The following is a 17295-nucleotide window of genomic DNA, read 5'->3' on the forward strand; positions in this document are numbered from 1 at the left end:
GCCACCCGGCATTTTGCCTGATGGCGACGCTGTGCGTTTTATCAGGCCTACAATTCATATAGATAATTTGTGACCCCTATGTCTGAAACCAAAAACGAATTAGAAACCTTACTGGAACAAGCCGCGACTGAACCTGCGCATCGTCCGGCATTTTTCCGCACCCTGCTGGAATCCACCGTTTGGGTGCCAGGCACTGCGGCAGAAGGCGAGGCGATTGTCGAAGACAGCGCGCTCGATCTTCAGCACTGGGAAAAAGAAGATGGCACCACCGTTATTCCCTTTTTCACCTCTCTGGAAGCGTTGCAGCAGGCAGTAGAAGATGAGCAGGCGTTTGTGGTGATGCCGGTACGCACGCTGTTTGAAATGACGCTCGGCGAAACGCTGTTCCTTAACGCTAAATTGCCGACGGGCAAAGAGTTCATGCCGCGCGAAATCAGCCTGCTGATGGGGGAAGAGGGTAATCCGCTGAGTACGCAGGAAGTGCTGGAAGGCGGGGAATCCCTGATCCTCTCCGAAGTGGCCGAACCGCCCGCGCAGATGATTGACTCGCTCACTACGTTGTTCAAAACCATCAAACCGGTGAAGCGCGCCTTTCTCTGCTCGATTAAAGAGCGTGCGGACGCTGAGGCCAACCTGCTGATTGGTATCGAAGCCGATGGCGATATTGAAGAAATTATTCATGCTGCAGGCAGTGTGGCGACAGATACATTACCGGGCGATGAACCGATTGATATTTGCCAGGTGGTAAAAGGGGAGAAGGGGATCAGCCACTTTATCACCGAACATATCGCACCGTTCTACGAACGCCGTTGGGGTGGGTTCCTGCGCGATTTTAAACAGAATCGGATAATTTAAGTGAAGGAAAGCCGCCCCGAAAGGCGGCATCCTCGCTTACCTGCCCTGGCCGTTGGTCTTTACGAAAACAGAATTACCGAAGTAACTCTGGTCTGCGTGAAGGCACAACACGCCAGAAACAAGAAGCACGATACAGACGTACCGTATCTTCATTGTGCGGTCCATGCGAAGACCGCTTCACGACAGCACCACTGGCGATAATGCCGTGACAGCAAGCACTGAGGTGTGCCTGCGCAGACGGCCATGGAACGACCTTTCCCGTAACCAGTGCCCGCTTGCGAGGCGGCGGAAAGGGCCAGTAAGGATAATACTTCAATTGTGAAATAGTTTCCCAGCTAATTAACTTGACTTTCTTTTCTTGAAAAGGGACTATCTGCAACACTGAGGTGTGCCTGCGTTGCTATGGCAACACAGCCAGCTGGAAAGGCCGCGAACCGGACCAGCACAAAAAAACCGCTCAAACGTCAGAGCGGTTTTTTTGTGGGTGAGACAGGCTAATAAATCAGAATTTATTGAGTTTCCGCCGGTTCAACCGGTAAATCGGCACGGGCTCCCCATTCGCTCCACGCGCCGTCATACAGCGCGACGTCTGGCACGTCCAGCGTCGTCAGCGCCAGTACAACAACCGCGGCCGTCACGCCGGAACCACAGCTGGCGATGATCGGTCTGTCAAAACTGACCCCGTGGCGAAAGAAGATGGCATCCAGTTCGTCGGTTGTTTTCAGTTCACCGTCCTGAACCAGTTCTGTCCACGGCACGTTTAAGGCTCCAGGCACATGACCGCGTCTGAGACCCGGACGCGGCTCGTCGGCTTCGGCATTAAACCGCGCTGCCGGGCGGGCATCGACAATCTGTGCGCTTTTTTCGTGGCTGGCGAGCAAAACGTCGGTAACGCGTACGACGGCTTCAGGAGTAAACGCCGCATCAAAGTCGCCTTCCGGCAGTTCGACGTTGCCTTCCTGTAGCGGCAATTCATCACGTTGCCAGCCGGCCAGGCCTCCTCCCAGAATGGATACATTCTCCACGCCAAAGGTTCGCAGCATCCACCACGCGCGCGGGGCGGAGAACAGATTTCCCTCATCATAAACAATCAGATGTTTATCCTGATCTACCCCCAGTTCACGCATCGCAACGGCGAAGCTTTCCGGGCGCGGCATCATATGCGGCAGCGGTGAGATGTGGTCGGAGAGCGCTTCGATATCAAAAAACACCGCGCCCGGGATGTGTCCCGCGCGATACTCTTGCGCAACGTCGCGGTCTTCCTGTCCTGGCGGCGCCATACGGGCGTCGATAATTTGAATCTGCGGATCGTCAATATGCTCGGCAAGCCAGTCGGCGGCGACAAAAAAGGCAGTAGTCATGGGTATCTCCATGTTTATCAGGTGTCCGGCAAATTGTCGGACCTTTGCCAACAGGGGACAAGTAAAAGAGGCCGATTTGTCTGGTGATCCCACACTTCTTAATTAAATTCAGACTCGATGGGGGGGATAGGGACTTACACAAAGTGAAATCTCACGCATAATAACGGTTCTACGTTGCTAACGGGTCATGCTGGCCAGGGATTAAAAATGAAACACATACGCGTAGTCGCCTGCATGTTAATGCTGGCGCTGGCAGGGTGCGACAACAACGATAAAGCACCGACGGTGGCGAAAAACGACGCCCCCGCCGCGCAACCCGCTGCGGAAAAGAAAGCGGACAAAGATACCGCACAGTTGCAGAAACTGGCCCAACAGAGTGAAGGCAAAGCGCTGACGCTGCTGGATGCCTCTGAGGTGCAACTGGACGGTGCATCCACCCTGGTGCTGACCTTCTCCATCCCGTTAGATCCTGAACAGGATTTTGCCCGTGTTGTCCACGTGGTGGATAAAAAAAGCGGCAAAGTTGATGGCGCATGGGAGCTGTCGCCGAATCTGAAAGAGTTGCGCTTACGTCACCTGGAACCCAATCGCGAACTGATTGTGACCATTGAGCGCGATCTCAGAGCGCTGAACAAAGCGATTTTCGAAATCAACTATGAGAAAAGCCTGACCACGCGTGATATCCAGCCCAGCGTGGGCTTTGCCAGCCGCGGTTCGCTGCTGCCGGGTAAAGTGGTGGAAGGTTTACCGGTGATGGCGCTTAACGTGAACAACGTAGACGTTAACTTTTTCCGCGTGAAGCAGGAGTCGCTGGCGGCCTTTGTCAGCCAGTGGGAGTACCGAAATTCTCTGTCCAACTGGGAATCTGACAATCTGCTGAAAATGGCGGATCTGGTCTATACCGGTCGTTTTGATCTCAATCCTGCGCGTAACACCCGCGAAAAACTCCTTCTACCACTGAGCGAGATTAAACCGCTGCAGCAGGCCGGTGTCTATGTTGCGGTGATGACCAAAGCCGGGCAGTACGAGTACAGCAACGCTGCAACGTTATTCACGCTCAGCGATATCGGCGTGTCGGCGCATCGCTATCAGAGTCGGCTCGATGTGTTTACGCAAAGCCTGGAGAATGGTACCGCGCAGCAGGACGTGGAGGTTGCCTTGCTGGATGAGAAAGGGCAGACCCTGGCGAAGGCAACCAGCGATGCGAAAGGCTATGTCCAGCTTGAAAATAACCCAAACGCCGCGCTGCTGCTGGCGCGTAAAGAGGGGCAAACCACGCTGCTGGATCTGAAACTCCCGGCGCTGGATTTAGCGGAATTCGATATCGCCGGGGATCCCGGTTATAGCAAGCAGTTTTTTATGTTTGGCCCGCGCGATCTGTATCGTCCCGGCGAGACGGTGATCCTCAATGGTCTGCTGCGCGACAGTGACGGCAAGACGCTGCCCGATCAGCCGGTGAAGCTGGAAGTGGTTAAGCCGGACGGTCAGGTAATCCGTACTGTGGTCAGTCAGCCGGAGAACGGGTTGTATCGCTTTACGTATCCGCTGGACAGCGGCGCGCCGACCGGAATGTGGCACATTCGCGCCAACACGGGGGATAACCAGACCCGGATGTGGGATTTCCACGTTGAAGATTTCATGCCGGAGCGGATGGCGCTGAATCTCACCGGTCAAAAAACGCCTTTGTCACCGTCTGATAAGGTGACGTTTTCGGTGGCCGGCTACTACCTTTACGGTGCCCCGGCGAACGGCAATGCGTTGCAGGGACAGTGGTACCTGCGCCCGCTGCGTGATGCGGTACCGTCATTGCCAGGCTTCCAGTTTGGCAATATCGCCGAGGAAAACCTGTCACGTAGTCTCGATGAAGTACAGCTGACGCTGGACGAAACCGGGCGTGGCGACATCAGCACCAACAGCGAATGGCGTGAGACCCACTCGCCGTTGAAGGTGATTTTGCAGGCCAGTCTGCTGGAGTCCGGTGGTCGTCCCGTTACGCGTCGCGCTGAACAGGCTATCTGGCCGGCAGACACGTTACCGGGTATCCGTCCGCAATTTGCGGTGAAAGCAGTGTATGACTACCGCACCGATACCACGGTGAATCAGCCGATTGTCGATGAAGACAGCAACGCCGCCTTTGACATTGTCTATGTCGATGCCCAGGGCGAGAAGAAAGCGGTCTCCGGATTACAGGTGCGTTTGATTCGTGAGCGTCGCGACTACTACTGGGACTGGCTGGAAAGCGAAGGCTGGCAGTCGCGCTTTGATCAAAAAGATCTGGTGGAAGGTGAACAGACGCTGGATCTGAAAGCGGATGAAACCGGCAAAGTGACATTCCCGGTGGAATGGGGTGCTTACCGACTGGAAGTTAAAGCGCCAAACAATGCGGTCAGTAGCGTCCGTTTCTGGGCGGGCTATAGCTGGCAGGATAACAGCGATGGCAGCGGCGCGGCGCGGCCGGATCGCGTCACGCTGAAACTGGACAAACCGGCCTATCGTCCGGGCGACACGATGAAATTGCATATCGCGGCACCGGCGGCAGGGAAAGGCTATGCGATGGTGGAATCCAGCGAAGGTCCGCTGTGGTGGCAGGAAATTGATGTTCCGGCCCAGGGGCTGGATCTCTCCATTCCGGTCGATAAATCCTGGAATCGCCACGATCTGTATCTGAGCACGCTGGTGGTGCGTCCGGGCGATAAATCCCGCTCTGCAACGCCGAAACGTGCCGTGGGGCTGCTGCATCTCCCGCTGGGGGACGAAAACCGTCGTCTGGATCTGGCGCTCGAAGCCCCGGCTAAAATGCGTCCGAACCAGCCGTTGACCGTGAAGATCAAGGCCAGCAGTAAAAATGGCGAGACGCCAAAACAGGTAAATGTGCTGGTGTCGGCGGTGGACAGCGGCGTGTTGAACATTACTGATTACGTCACGCCGGATCCGTGGCAGGCGTTCTTCGGGCAAAAACGCTACGGCGCGGATATTTATGACATCTATGGTCAGGTGATTGAGGGCCAGGGGCGGCAGGCAGCACTGCGCTTTGGTGGTGATGGCGATGAACTGAAGCGCGGCGGCAAACCGCCGGTCAATCATGTGACTATTGTGGCGCAGCAGGCGCAACCGGTCATGCTGAATGAACAGGGTGAAGGCAGCGTGACGCTACCGATTGGCGATTTCAACGGCGAGCTGCGCGTGATGGCGCAGGCGTGGACGTCGGATGACTTTGGCAGCAATGAAAGCAAGACCATCGTCGCCGCCCCGATCATTGCTGAGCTGAATATGCCGCGCTTTATGGCCGGCGGTGATACTTCGCGACTGGTACTGGACGTGACCAACCTGACCGATCAACCGCAATCACTGAACGTGGCGCTGACCGCCAGCGGACTGATTGAACGGGTCAGCGACCAGCCTGCGCAGGTTAGTCTGGCGCCGGGCGTGCGTACAACGTTGTTTGTTCCTGTTCGTGCGAAAGAGGGATTTGGTGATGGCGAGTTGCAGGCGACGATAAGAGGACTGAACGTGCCGGGAGAAAGCATCGGACCGCAACAGAAGCAGTGGAAGATTGGCGTACGTCCGGCATTCCCGGCGCAAACGGTCAATAACGGCGTGATGCTGCAACCGGGTGAAAACTGGACACCTCCCGCGGAGGCGTTAGCGAATTTCTCTCCGGTTACCGTACAGGGTCAGTTGTTGTTCAGCGGTAAACCGCCGTTGAATCTGGCGCGCTACATCCGTGAGCTGAAGGCATATCCTTACGGCTGTCTGGAACAAACCACCAGCGGTCTGTTCCCGTCGCTTTATACCAATGCTGCGCAGCTAAAAGCGCTGGGCATTACGGGTGATACCGACGAGAAGCGTCGTGCGGCAATCGAAACCGGGATTTCCCGTCTGCTGCAAATGCAGCGTGACAACGGCGGATTCGCGCTGTGGGATAAAAATGGTCCGGAAGAGTACTGGCTGACAGCCTATGCGATGGATTTCCTGGTGCGGGCGGGTGAGCAGGGTTATAGCGTTCCGACAGAGGGGATCAATCAGGGTAATGCGCGTCTACTGCGTTATCTGCAGGATCCGGGGATGATGTCGATTCGCTACACCAGCGACACGCAGGCGAGCAAATTTGCCGTGCAGGCCTATGCTGCACTGGTACTGGCGCGTCAGCAGAAAGCCCCGCTTGGCGCACTGCGCGAGATCTGGGAGCGTCGCAGTCAGGCTGCTTCCGGCTTACCGCTGCTGCAACTTGGCATGGCGTTGAAAACCATGGGTGACGCGAAGCGGAGTGACGACGCGGTGACGCTGGCACTGTCTACCCCACGTCATGATGAACGTCAGTGGCTGGCCGATTACGGCAGTCCGCTTCGTGATAACGCGCTGATGCTGGCGCTGCTGGAAGAGAATAACCTGAAGCCGGATGTCCAGAACACGTTGCTGAACACGCTCTCTGAACAGGCGTTTGGTCAGCGCTGGCTGTCAACACAGGAGAATAACGCACTGTTCCTGGCCGCCCGTTCGCTACAGGATTTACCCGGTACCTGGCAGGCGCAGACCTCACTCGCGGAACAACCGCTGACGGGCGATAAAGCGCAAACCCGTAATCTGGATGCCGATCAACTCGCGGCGCTGCAGGTGACGAATAACGGTTCTCTGCCAATGTGGTTGCGTCTGGACGTGAGCGGTTATCCACAAACGATTCCGGCACCTGCCAGCAATGTGTTGCAGATTGAGCGCCATATTCTGGGAAGCGATGGGCAGAGCAAATCGCTGGAATCACTGCGCAGCGGTGAGCTGGTGTTGGTCTGGCTGGAAGTGAAAGCCAGCCAGGACGTGCCGGATGCGCTGGTGGTAGATCTGCTGCCTGCCGGACTGGAACTGGAAAACCAGAATCTGGCCAACGGCAGCGCCAGTTTGCAGGACAGCGGCAGTGAGGTACAGAATCTGCTAAATCAGATGCAGCAGGCAGATATTCAGCACGTGGAGTTTCGCGATGACCGCTTTGTCGCCGCCGTGGCGGTGAATCAGGGGCAGCCAGTAACGCTGGTCTATCTGGCGCGAGCCGTGACGCCGGGAACCTATAAGGTGCCGATGCCCATGGTGGAATCAATGTATGTTCCGCAATGGCGGGCAACCGGCGCGGCTGAGGAAATACTGATTGTTAAGCCGTAAATGGGGCAATTAACCGGTAAACGCGGCGGCTGGCTTGGTCTGGTTGCCGCATCTGTTTTACTTGTTTGCGCCGTCTGGGCGGCCGATAAAATCTGGCCGCTGCCTTTGCGTGAGGTCAATCCGGCGCGGGTGGTGGTGGCGCATGACGGGACGCCGCTGTGGCGGTTTGCAGACGCGGACGGTATCTGGCGCTATCCGGTGACGATCGAAGAGGTCTCTCCGCGCTATCTTGAGGCACTGATCAACTATGAAGACCGTTGGTTCTGGCAACATCCGGGAGTAAACCCTCTCTCTATCCTTCGCGCCGGCTGGCAGGATCTCTCCTCCGGGCGGGTGATTTCCGGTGGCAGCACGCTGACCATGCAGGTGGCGCGTCTGCTGGATCCGCATCCCCGCACGTTCGGCGGCAAGTTTCGCCAGCTCTGGCGCGCCCTGCAGCTTGAATGGCACCTCTCAAAACGCGACATCCTGACGTTGTACCTCAACCGCGCGCCGTTTGGCGGCACGTTGCAGGGGATTGGCGCGGCCAGTTGGGCTTATCTCGGTAAACCTCCGGCGCAACTCAGTTACTCTGAAGCCGCTTTACTGGCGGTATTACCGCAGGCGCCGAGCCGACTGCGTCCCGATCGCTGGCCGGATCGGGCAGAAGCGGCGCGCAACAAAGTGCTCGCGCGCATGGCGGCGCAGGGGATCTGGTCGCAGCGCCAGGTTAAGGAGTCACGTGAAGAGCCTGTATGGCTGACGCCCCGCCAGATGCCGCAACTGGCGCCGCTGTTCTCGCGGATGATGCTGGGCAAAAATCAAGGCGACAAAATTGTCACGACCCTGGATGCCGGACTGCAGCGACAACTGGAAGAGCTGGCGCAAAACTGGAAGGGCAGGCTGCCTGCGCGCAGTTCGCTGGCGATGATCGTCGTCGATCACACCGACATGAGCGTGCGCGGCTGGGTCGGATCGGTCGATCTGAACGATGACACGCGCTTCGGTCATGTGGATATGGTTAAGGCGATTCGATCGCCTGGCTCAGTGCTGAAGCCTTTTGTTTATGGACTGGCGCTGGATGACGGATTAATCCATCCGGCGTCTTTATTGCAGGATGTGCCGCGTCGTAGCGGGGACTATCGCCCAGGTAATTTTGACAGCGGTTTTCATGGCCCCGTCAGTATGAGCGAAGCGCTGGTGCGCTCGCTGAATTTGCCAGCGGTACAGGTGCTGGAAGCCTACGGTCCAAAGCGCTTTGCCGCACAATTACGTAATATCGGGCTGCCGCTGTTCCTGCCCGCAGGCGCGGCTCCCAATCTGTCGCTTATTCTGGGAGGGGCAGGCGCACGGTTGGAGGATATGGTCGCGGGGTACAGCGCTTTTGCCCGCCACGGCAAAGCGGGAATCCTGCGTCTGCAACCGGGCGATCCGCTTGTCGAACGCACGCTAATGTCACCGGGCTCGGCGTGGATCATCCGACGAATTTTAGCCGATGAAGCGCAACCGCTGCCGGACAGCGCGCTTCCCCGGGTAGTGCCGCTGGCATGGAAAACCGGCACCAGCTACGGCTATCGTGATGCGTGGGCGATTGGCCTCAATGCCCGTTATATCATCGGTATCTGGACGGGCAGACCGGACGGCACGCCCGTTGCCGGACAGTTCGGTTATGCCAGTGCGATCCCGCTGCTCAATCAGGTGAACAACCTACTCTTAGCCCGCAATACCTCGCTGCCGGAAGACTCGCGACCGCAGTCGGTTACGCGTGGCGTCGTGTGCTGGCCAGGCGGACAGTCTCTTCCTCCGGGTGACAGCAATTGCCGGCGTCGTCTGGCCACCTGGCTGCTGGAGGACGCACAACCGCCCACGCTACTGCTGCCGGAACAGGAGGGAGTGAGCGGTATTCGTTTCCCTGTCTGGCTGGATAAGGCTGGTCGACGCGTTGCTGCCGATTGCCCGCAGGCGCGAGAGCAGATGTTGATTGTCTGGCCGTTGCCGCTGGAACCGTGGCTGCCCGCCGCAGAACGTCGCAGCGCGCGCTTGCCGTTGGCCTCAACGGAATGTCCGCCACACGGGCAGGATCCTGCGTTGCCGCTGTTGCTGTCAGGCGTACGTGATGGCGCTATCGTCAAACGTTTACCGGGGGCCGCTGAGGCAAGCTTAACGATTCAGAGCAGCGGCGGGGCAGGCGAGCGCTGGTGGTTCCTCAATGGTGAACCGCTGCAAGAACGTGGGCGCAGTATCACGTTGCGTCTGAGCGAAAAGGGGGATTATCAGCTACTGGCGATGGTGGCGAGCGGACAGGTTGCGACGGTGAGATTTACGCTGCAGTAGACCAGATTGACACTTTTTGTTGCTAATGCTCATCTTATTTTAAAAAAATGTTACCTTCGTCCATATGCAATAGCCGGGATGCTCTTTATAATCCGCGCCAGGTAAAACACAACAGAACATCTTTCAGAGGTAATCATGGCTATTGAACGTACTTTTTCCATCATCAAGCCAAACGCGGTGGCAAAAAACGTTATTGGTAATATCTTTGCGCGCTTTGAAGCAGCAGGGTTTAAAATTGTCGGCACCAAAATGCTGCACCTGAGCGTTGAGCAGGCTCGCGGCTTCTATGCTGAGCATGACGGCAAGCCGTTCTTCGACGGCCTGGTTGAGTTCATGACCTCGGGTCCTATCGTGGTGTCCGTGCTGGAAAGCGAAAACGCGGTACAGCGTCACCGCGATCTGCTGGGCGCAACCAACCCGGCTAACGCCCTGGCGGGTACGCTGCGTGCTGACTACGCTGACAGCTTCACCGAAAACGGTACTCACGGTTCTGATTCCGTGGAATCCGCCCAGCGTGAAATCGCCTACTTCTTTGGCGAAGGCGAAGTGTGCGCCCGCACGCGCTAATTCCCTTCATCCGGGAATTCGTCAGTGTGCCACCTTCCCGTGACGCGAAATATTCGGGAATAATTTTTCGATAAATGCCGCGTGCAAACGTGGCATCCTTGCGCCAGACTTTGTACAATGCAACGCCCCGGATGAGCCACTGCTTACCGGGGCGTTTCTTTTCAACCTCCCATGGGCCATAACGTGTAACAACGAGGCCGGAAAAAATTATGTCTGAATTAGTTAACACTTCCGAAATTATCACGCCTGCGGTTCCTGCGAAAAATGGCAAAATCAACCTGTTGGATCTGAACCGTCAGCAGATGCGCGAATTCTTTAAAGAGATGGGCGAGAAGCCGTTTCGCGCCGACCAGGTGATGAAATGGATGTACCATTATTGCAGCGACAACTTTGATGATATGACCGACATCAACAAAGTGCTGCGTAACAAGCTCAAAGAGGTGGCGGAAATCCGCGCACCGGAAGTGGTTGAAGAACAGCGCTCCTCGGATGGCACCATCAAATGGGCGATTGCCGTGGGCGATCAGCGCGTTGAAACGGTGTATATCCCGGAAGATGACCGTGCCACGCTGTGCGTCTCTTCGCAGGTAGGGTGTGCGCTGGAGTGTAAATTCTGTTCAACCGCACAGCAGGGGTTTAACCGTAACCTGCGCGTTTCTGAAATTATCGGTCAGGTCTGGCGTGCGGCGAAAATTGTCGGCGCGGCGAAAATCACCGGTCAGCGTCCGATCACCAACGTGGTGATGATGGGGATGGGTGAACCGCTGCTTAACCTGACTAACGTCGTGCCAGCCATGGAAATCATGCTTGATGATTTCGGCTTCGGTCTGTCCAAGCGTCGCGTTACGCTGTCGACCTCCGGCGTGGTGCCTGCGCTCGACAAATTAGGTGACATGATTGACGTCGCGCTGGCTATCTCGCTGCATGCGCCAAATGACGAAATTCGTGACGAAATTGTGCCCATCAACAAAAAGTACAATATCGAAACTTTCCTGGGCGCGGTTCGCCGCTATCTGGAGAAATCCAATGCCAACCAGGGACGTGTCACGATTGAATACGTCATGCTTGATCACGTTAACGACGGCACAGAACATGCGCATCAGTTGGCGGAGTTGTTGAAGGATACGCCTTGTAAGATAAACCTCATCCCATGGAACCCGTTCCCGGGAGCGCCATATGGACGTAGCTCTAATAGCCGCATTGACCGTTTCTCTAAAGTGTTGATGAGCTATGGTTTTACCACTATTGTGCGTAAAACGCGGGGTGATGACATCGACGCCGCCTGTGGGCAACTGGCGGGGGATGTGATCGACCGTACTAAACGTACGCTGCGTAAGCGTATGCAGGGTGAGGCTATCGACGTTAAAACTGTCTGATGCAGAACGTGCTACAGCCTGATTTTTGTGCTGTGGCACAGTGTAATTTGCATGAGGGTCAGAGTCGTACTTGTCCGGTCAATAATAACGGTGCGTTTTTGTCGACTTTAGGGCAGTATGTACGGCGCGACAATAGTTTAGCCCTCAGGCTTAAGCTGTTTTTGTTAAGAGTCAGCAGACGGGTTTATACTGTTTGACTCAGGTTGACTGACCAGATTCTCGCGGCGTGGGTGGGCATTATGACTCGCCGGCGCCTGAACCTTAATTTTCACCAGCAGCTGTAGCGAATGAATACTGAAGCCACTCACGACCAACATGAAGCACAATCCACCGGCGTTCGTCTACGCAATGCCCGTGAACAACTCGGACTCAGCCAGCAGGCTGTCGCTGAGCGACTTTGCCTGAAGGTATCCACCGTACGCGACATTGAAGACGATAAGGCACCTGCCGATTTGGCTTCAACGTTCCTGCGTGGGTACATCCGCTCTTATGCGCGTCTGGTCCATATTCCTGAAGAAGAACTGCTACCGGCTCTGGAGAAGCAGGCGCCGGTTCGAACAGCGAAAGTTGCACCGATGCAGAGCTTCTCGTTAGGCAAACGCCGTAAAAAGCGCGATGGCTGGTTGATGACGTTTACCTGGCTGGTGCTGTTTGTGGTGGTCGGTTTGACGGGCGCATGGTGGTGGCAAAACCACAAAGCGCAGCAGGAAGAGATCTCCACAATGGCCGATCAATCCTCTGCTGAGCTGAACGCCAACAGCGAAAACACGCAAAGCGTGCCGCTGGATACCAGCGCAACGGCAAGCCAGGACAACACGCCGGCGTCCACCGGTCTGGCGGAGACGGCACAAACGCCTGCGCCGACGACGGCACCGGCGATTGATCCGCAGCAGAACGCCGTGGTCGCCCCATCTCAGGCCAACGTTGACACCGCAACAGCCGCCCCTGCTACACCGGCAACGCCAGACGGCGCGGCCCCGTTGCCAACCAATCAGGCGGGCGTGGAAGCGGCTGCCGATCCGAACGCACTGGTAATGAATTTTACCGCCGACTGCTGGCTGGAAGTGAGCGATGCAACGGGCAAAAAGCTGTTTAGCGGAATGCAGCGCAAAGATGGTAATTTAAACCTGACCGGTCAGGCGCCTTATAAGCTTAAAATTGGCGCGCCGGCTGCGGTGCAGATCCAGTATCAAGGAAAACCTGTCGATCTGAGCCGTTTTATCAGAACTAACCAGGTTGCGCGTCTGACCCTAAATGCCGAACAATCACCGGCGCAGTAATAGACGGGTAACGCGGGAGATTTTTCATGCATAACCAGGCTCCAATTCAACGTAGAAAATCAACGCGTATTTACGTTGGGAATGTGCCGATTGGCGATGGTGCTCCCATCGCCGTACAGTCGATGACCAACACGCGGACCACGGATGTGGAAGCAACGGTTAATCAGATCAAAGCGCTGGAACGTGTGGGCGCTGATATTGTTCGTGTCTCCGTCCCCACGATGGATGCCGCAGAAGCCTTCAAACTGATCAAGCAACAGGTTTCGGTTCCGCTGGTCGCTGACATTCACTTCGACTACCGTATTGCGCTTAAAGTGGCGGAGTACGGCGTTGATTGCCTGCGTATTAACCCTGGCAATATCGGTAACGAAGAGCGTATCCGCATGGTAGTGGATTGCGCCCGTGACAAAAACATCCCGATTCGCATCGGTGTTAACGCCGGATCGCTGGAAAAAGATCTACAGGAAAAGTACGGCGAACCGACGCCGCAGGCTTTGCTGGAATCGGCAATGCGCCATGTGGATCATCTCGATCGTCTGAACTTTGATCAGTTCAAGGTCAGTGTAAAAGCATCTGATGTTTTCCTCGCCGTTGAATCCTATCGCCTGCTGGCAAAGCAAATCGATCAACCGCTGCATTTAGGGATCACCGAAGCCGGTGGTGCGCGTAGCGGTGCGGTGAAATCGGCGATCGGTCTTGGCCTGCTGTTGTCTGAAGGGATTGGCGATACATTGCGAGTTTCGCTGGCAGCCGATCCGGTGGAAGAGATCAAAGTTGGCTTCGATATCCTGAAGTCTCTGCGCATCCGCGCTCGCGGGATCAACTTCATCGCCTGTCCGACCTGTTCGCGCCAGGAGTTTGACGTGATCGGTACGGTTAACGCGCTGGAGCAGCGTCTGGAAGACATCATTACGCCAATGGATGTCTCCATCATCGGCTGCGTGGTTAACGGGCCGGGTGAAGCGCTGGTGTCCACGCTGGGTGTGACCGGCGGCAACAAGAAAAGTGGTCTCTATGAAGATGGCGTTCGCAAAGATCGTCTGGATAATAGCGATATGATTGACCAGCTTGAAGCCCGCATTCGTGCCAAAGCGACGATGCTCGACGAAGCACAGCGTATTAACGTGCAGCAGGTTGAAAAATAATAACGTGATGGGAAGCGGCGTGCTTCCCGTGTATGATTGAACCCGCATGGCTCCCGTATCGCTCGGGGAAGCGCTGAGGGTTCATTTTTATATTCAGAAAGAGAATAAACGTGGCAAAAAACATTCAAGCCATTCGCGGCATGAACGATTATCTGCCTGGCGAAACCGCCATCTGGCAGCGCATTGAAGGCACACTCAAAAACGTGCTCGGCAGCTACGGTTACAGTGAAATCCGCTTGCCGATTGTAGAGCAGACCCCGTTATTCAAACGCGCGATCGGCGAAGTGACCGACGTGGTTGAAAAAGAGATGTATACCTTTGAGGACCGCAATGGCGATAGCCTGACGCTGCGTCCGGAAGGGACGGCGGGCTGTGTACGCGCCGGCATCGAACATGGTCTCCTGTACAATCAGGAACAGCGTCTGTGGTACATCGGGCCGATGTTCCGCCACGAGCGTCCTCAGAAAGGGCGCTATCGTCAGTTCCATCAGTTGGGCGCCGAAGTTTTTGGTCTGCAAGGACCGGACATTGATGCCGAACTGATCATGTTAACCGCGCGCTGGTGGCGTGAACTGGGTATCGCTGAGCATGTCAATCTGGAACTGAACTCCATTGGTTCTCAGGACGCGCGTGCAAACTATCGCGATGCGCTGGTGGCGTTCCTGGAACAGCACATTGAGAAACTGGACGAAGACTGCAAACGTCGCATGTACTCCAATCCACTGCGCGTCCTGGATTCAAAAAATCCGGACGTTCAGGCGCTGCTCAACGATGCTCCTCAGCTTGGCGACTATCTGGATGACGATTCCCGCGAGCACTTTGCCGGCCTGTGCAAACTACTGGAAGCCGCAGGCATTGCCTACACAGTCAACCAGCGTCTGGTGCGCGGCCTCGACTACTACAACCGCACCGTATTCGAGTGGGTCACCAACAGTCTGGGGTCTCAAGGTACGGTCTGTGCCGGCGGTCGTTATGACGGACTGGTAGAGCAACTCGGTGGTCGCGCGACCCCGGGGGTAGGCTTTGCAATGGGTCTGGAGCGACTTGTTTTACTGGTTCAGGCAGTTAATCCGGAATTTAAAGCCGATTCTGTTGTCGATATATACCTGGTCGCTTCAGGCGCGGATACGCAGTCTGCGGCAATGACACTGGCTGAGCGCGTGCGTGATGAAATCCCGGGCGTGAAGCTGATGACAAACCACGGCGGCGGCAACTTTAAGAAACAGTTTGCCCGAGCTGACAAATGGGGCGCCCGCGTTGCTCTGGTGCTTGGCGAGTCCGAAATGGCTGCCGGCACCGTTGTAGTGAAGGATTTGCGCTCCGGTGAGCAAACTGAGGTGGCACAGGACAGCGTTGCCGCCCATTTGCGCACGTTAATGGCTTAAGGAGAAGGACTGCGTGGAAATTTACGAGAACGAAAACGACCAGGTCGATGCGATTAAACGCTTCTTTGCCGAAAACGGCAAAGCCCTGGCTGTTGGGGTTATTTTAGGTGTTGGAGCGCTGGTTGGCTGGCGCTACTGGAACAGTCATCAGACTGAGTCCGCACGCTCTACTTCTCTGTCATATCAAACTGTAGTGAGTTCGCTCAGTGCGGGTAAAGCAGAAGACCTGTCTGCAGCGGAGAAATTTGCCGCAGACAATAAGAACGCCTACGGCGCGTTAGCGTCGATGGAACTGGCGCAGCAGTTTGTCGATCAGAATCAACTTGAGAAAGCCGCAGCCCAGCTTCAGCAGGGACTGGCCGCCACGAGTGATGAGAATCTTAACGCGGTGATCACGCTGCGTCTTGCTCGCGTTCAGGTTCAACTCAAGCAGGCGGACACGGCGCTAAAAACCCTTGATAGCGTGAAGGGTGAAGGATGGGCTGCAATTGTTGCCGATCTGCGCGGCGAAGCGCTGCTGAGCAAAGGTGATAAACAAGGTGCGCGTAGTGCATGGGAAGCGGGCGTGAAAAGTAATGCCTCCCCGGCACTGAGCGAAATGATGCAGATGAAAATCAATAATTTGTCCATCTGAGAGGGACCCGATGCAATTGCGTAAATTACTTCTGCCAGGGCTGCTTTCCGTTACCCTGTTGAGCGGCTGTTCACTGTTTAGTGGCGAAGAAGACGTTGTAAAAATGTCCCCATTACCGGTGGTTGAAAATCAATTTACCCCGTCTACGGTCTGGAGCACTTCTGTAGGCAACGGTATCGGTGATTTCTATTCCAACCTCCACCCGGCGTATGCCGATAACGTGGTCTACGCTGCCGATCGGGCTGGCGTGGTGAAAGCGTTAAATGCTGATGACGGTAAAGAAGTCTGGTCGGTTAACCTGGGCGAGAAAGATGGCTGGTTCTCACGCTCGTCGGCGCAGTTGTCTGGCGGCGTAACGATTGCTGGCGGTCACGTTTATCTTGGCAGCGAAAAAGCGCAGGTTTACGCGCTGAACGCGGCGGACGGTACGGTTGCGTGGCAAACCAAAGTGGCGGGCGAAGCGCTCTCTCGTCCGGTAGTCAGCGACGGAATGGTGCTGATTCATACCAGTAACGGTCAGTTGCAGGCCCTGAACGAAGCCGACGGCGCCATTAAGTGGACCGTGAACCTGGATATGCCGTCTCTGTCGCTGCGTGGCGAATCTGCGCCGGCAACCGCCTTTGGTGCAGCCATCGTCGGTGGTGATAATGGTCGCGTAAGTGCTGTGCTGATGCAGCAAGGCCAGATGATTTGGCAGCAGCGTATTTCTCAGGCCACCGGCTCTACCGAGATCGACCGTCTGAGCGATGTGGATACCACGCCGGTTATCGTCAATGGCGTCGTTTACGCCCTGGCTTATAATGGTAACCTGACCGCGCTGGATCTGCGCAGTGGCCAGATCATGTGGAAACGTGAACTGGGCTCGGTGAATGACTTTATCGTCGACGGCAGCCGTATCTACCTGGTGGATCAGAATGACCGCGTACTGGCGCTGACTACCGATGGCGGCGTAACGCTGTGGACGCAGAGCGATCTGCTGCACCGTCTGCTGACTTCCCCGGCGTTGTATAATGGCAACCTGGTGGTAGGGGATAGCGAAGGTTACCTGCACTGGCTTAACGTCGAAGACGGCCGTTTTGTGGCTCAGCAGAAAGTAGACAGCTCCGGCTTCCTGACCGAACCGGTCTCTGCCGATGGCAAACTGCTGATCCAGGCCAAAGACGGTACCGTGTACTCTATTACACGTTAATCGTCCTGGTCGTACGCTTTAAAAAACGGCTCCTGGTGC

General features: G+C 56.1%; 12 protein-coding genes. 10 read left to right on the plus strand and 2 right to left on the minus strand.

Going from position 1 to position 17295, the window contains the following annotated elements:
• Positions 1–78: 78 nt before the first annotated feature.
• The gene (sseB, locus tag OGY35_RS15755; protein WP_152402943.1) at positions 79–855 is read left to right on the plus strand and encodes an enhanced serine sensitivity protein SseB; all 777 of its coding nucleotides are present in this window, start codon (positions 79–81) and stop codon (positions 853–855) included.
• A gap of 36 nt (positions 856–891) precedes the next feature.
• Here sseB and timP read toward each other — a convergent pair whose 3' ends face one another.
• A complete protein-coding gene (gene timP / locus OGY35_RS24450) occupies positions 892–1020 on the minus strand; it encodes a small toxic inner membrane protein TimP (protein ID WP_353655488.1) in 129 nt (42 codons plus the stop codon).
• A 344-nt stretch (positions 1021–1364) separates the two neighbouring features.
• Positions 1365–2216, minus strand: a complete 852-nt coding sequence (gene sseA / locus OGY35_RS15760; RefSeq protein WP_286632755.1) for a 3-mercaptopyruvate sulfurtransferase — start codon at positions 2214–2216, stop codon at positions 1365–1367.
• Positions 2217–2423: 207 nt separating this feature from the next.
• Between sseA and OGY35_RS15765 the strand changes: the two genes are divergently transcribed.
• The 9 genes from OGY35_RS15765 to bamB all read left to right on the plus strand — a co-directional run bounded on the left by OGY35_RS15765 (position 2424) and on the right by bamB (position 17256).
• Complete coding sequence (locus tag OGY35_RS15765) at positions 2424–7367, plus strand: alpha-2-macroglobulin family protein (protein ID WP_286632757.1); 4944 nt, start codon at positions 2424–2426, stop codon at positions 7365–7367.
• Entirely contained in the window at positions 7368–9680 is a 2313-nt protein-coding gene (pbpC, locus tag OGY35_RS15770) for a peptidoglycan glycosyltransferase PbpC (protein ID WP_286632758.1), read from the plus strand.
• A gap of 135 nt (positions 9681–9815) precedes the next feature.
• A complete protein-coding gene (gene ndk / locus OGY35_RS15775) occupies positions 9816–10247 on the plus strand; it encodes a nucleoside-diphosphate kinase (protein ID WP_046485030.1) in 432 nt (143 codons plus the stop codon).
• Positions 10248–10456: 209 nt separating this feature from the next.
• The gene (rlmN, locus tag OGY35_RS15780; RefSeq protein ID WP_152402952.1) at positions 10457–11623 is read left to right on the plus strand and encodes a dual-specificity RNA methyltransferase RlmN; all 1167 of its coding nucleotides are present in this window, start codon (positions 10457–10459) and stop codon (positions 11621–11623) included.
• Between the two features lie 287 nt (positions 11624–11910).
• On the plus strand, positions 11911–12903 hold the full coding sequence (gene rodZ, locus OGY35_RS15785) for a cytoskeleton protein RodZ (protein ID WP_286632759.1): 993 nt from the start codon (positions 11911–11913) through the stop codon (positions 12901–12903).
• Positions 12904–12929: 26 nt separating this feature from the next.
• Positions 12930–14048, plus strand: a complete 1119-nt coding sequence (gene ispG / locus OGY35_RS15790; protein ID WP_042999832.1) for a flavodoxin-dependent (E)-4-hydroxy-3-methylbut-2-enyl-diphosphate synthase — start codon at positions 12930–12932, stop codon at positions 14046–14048.
• A 110-nt stretch (positions 14049–14158) separates the two neighbouring features.
• Positions 14159–15433 carry a histidine--tRNA ligase gene (hisS, locus tag OGY35_RS15795; RefSeq protein WP_152402956.1) on the plus strand — a complete coding sequence of 425 codons (1275 nt, stop codon included), beginning with the start codon at positions 14159–14161 and terminating at the stop codon, positions 15431–15433.
• 13 nt (positions 15434–15446) lie between these two features.
• A complete protein-coding gene (locus tag OGY35_RS15800; RefSeq protein WP_152402959.1) occupies positions 15447–16067 on the plus strand; it encodes a YfgM family protein in 621 nt (206 codons plus the stop codon).
• A 10-nt stretch (positions 16068–16077) separates the two neighbouring features.
• Positions 16078–17256 (plus strand): outer membrane protein assembly factor BamB, encoded by a 1179-nt coding sequence (bamB, locus tag OGY35_RS15805; protein ID WP_286632761.1) that lies wholly within the window; start codon positions 16078–16080, stop codon positions 17254–17256.
• Positions 17257–17295: the final 39 nt, after the last annotated feature.

It is taken from the genome of Citrobacter sp. Ct235, assembly GCF_030332305.1.
Taxonomy (GTDB): Bacteria; Pseudomonadota; Gammaproteobacteria; order Enterobacterales; family Enterobacteriaceae; genus Citrobacter_A; species Citrobacter_A telavivensis.

Excerpts from the sequence above, each read along its gene's own strand:
- sseB (WP_152402943.1), top strand. The coding sequence starts at position 79 with ATGTCTGAAACCAAAAACGAATTAGAAACCTTACTGGAACAAGCCGCG.
- timP (WP_353655488.1), bottom strand. The coding sequence starts at position 1,020 with ATGGACCGCACAATGAAGATACGGTACGTCTGTATCGTGCTTCTTGTT.
- sseA (WP_286632755.1), bottom strand. The coding sequence starts at position 2,216 with ATGACTACTGCCTTTTTTGTCGCCGCCGACTGGCTTGCCGAGCATATT.
- OGY35_RS15765 (WP_286632757.1), top strand. The coding sequence starts at position 2,424 with ATGAAACACATACGCGTAGTCGCCTGCATGTTAATGCTGGCGCTGGCA.
- pbpC (WP_286632758.1), top strand. The coding sequence starts at position 7,368 with ATGGGGCAATTAACCGGTAAACGCGGCGGCTGGCTTGGTCTGGTTGCC.
- ndk (WP_046485030.1), top strand. The coding sequence starts at position 9,816 with ATGGCTATTGAACGTACTTTTTCCATCATCAAGCCAAACGCGGTGGCA.
- rlmN (WP_152402952.1), top strand. The coding sequence starts at position 10,457 with ATGTCTGAATTAGTTAACACTTCCGAAATTATCACGCCTGCGGTTCCT.
- rodZ (WP_286632759.1), top strand. The coding sequence starts at position 11,911 with ATGAATACTGAAGCCACTCACGACCAACATGAAGCACAATCCACCGGC.
- ispG (WP_042999832.1), top strand. The coding sequence starts at position 12,930 with ATGCATAACCAGGCTCCAATTCAACGTAGAAAATCAACGCGTATTTAC.
- bamB (WP_286632761.1), top strand. The coding sequence starts at position 16,078 with ATGCAATTGCGTAAATTACTTCTGCCAGGGCTGCTTTCCGTTACCCTG.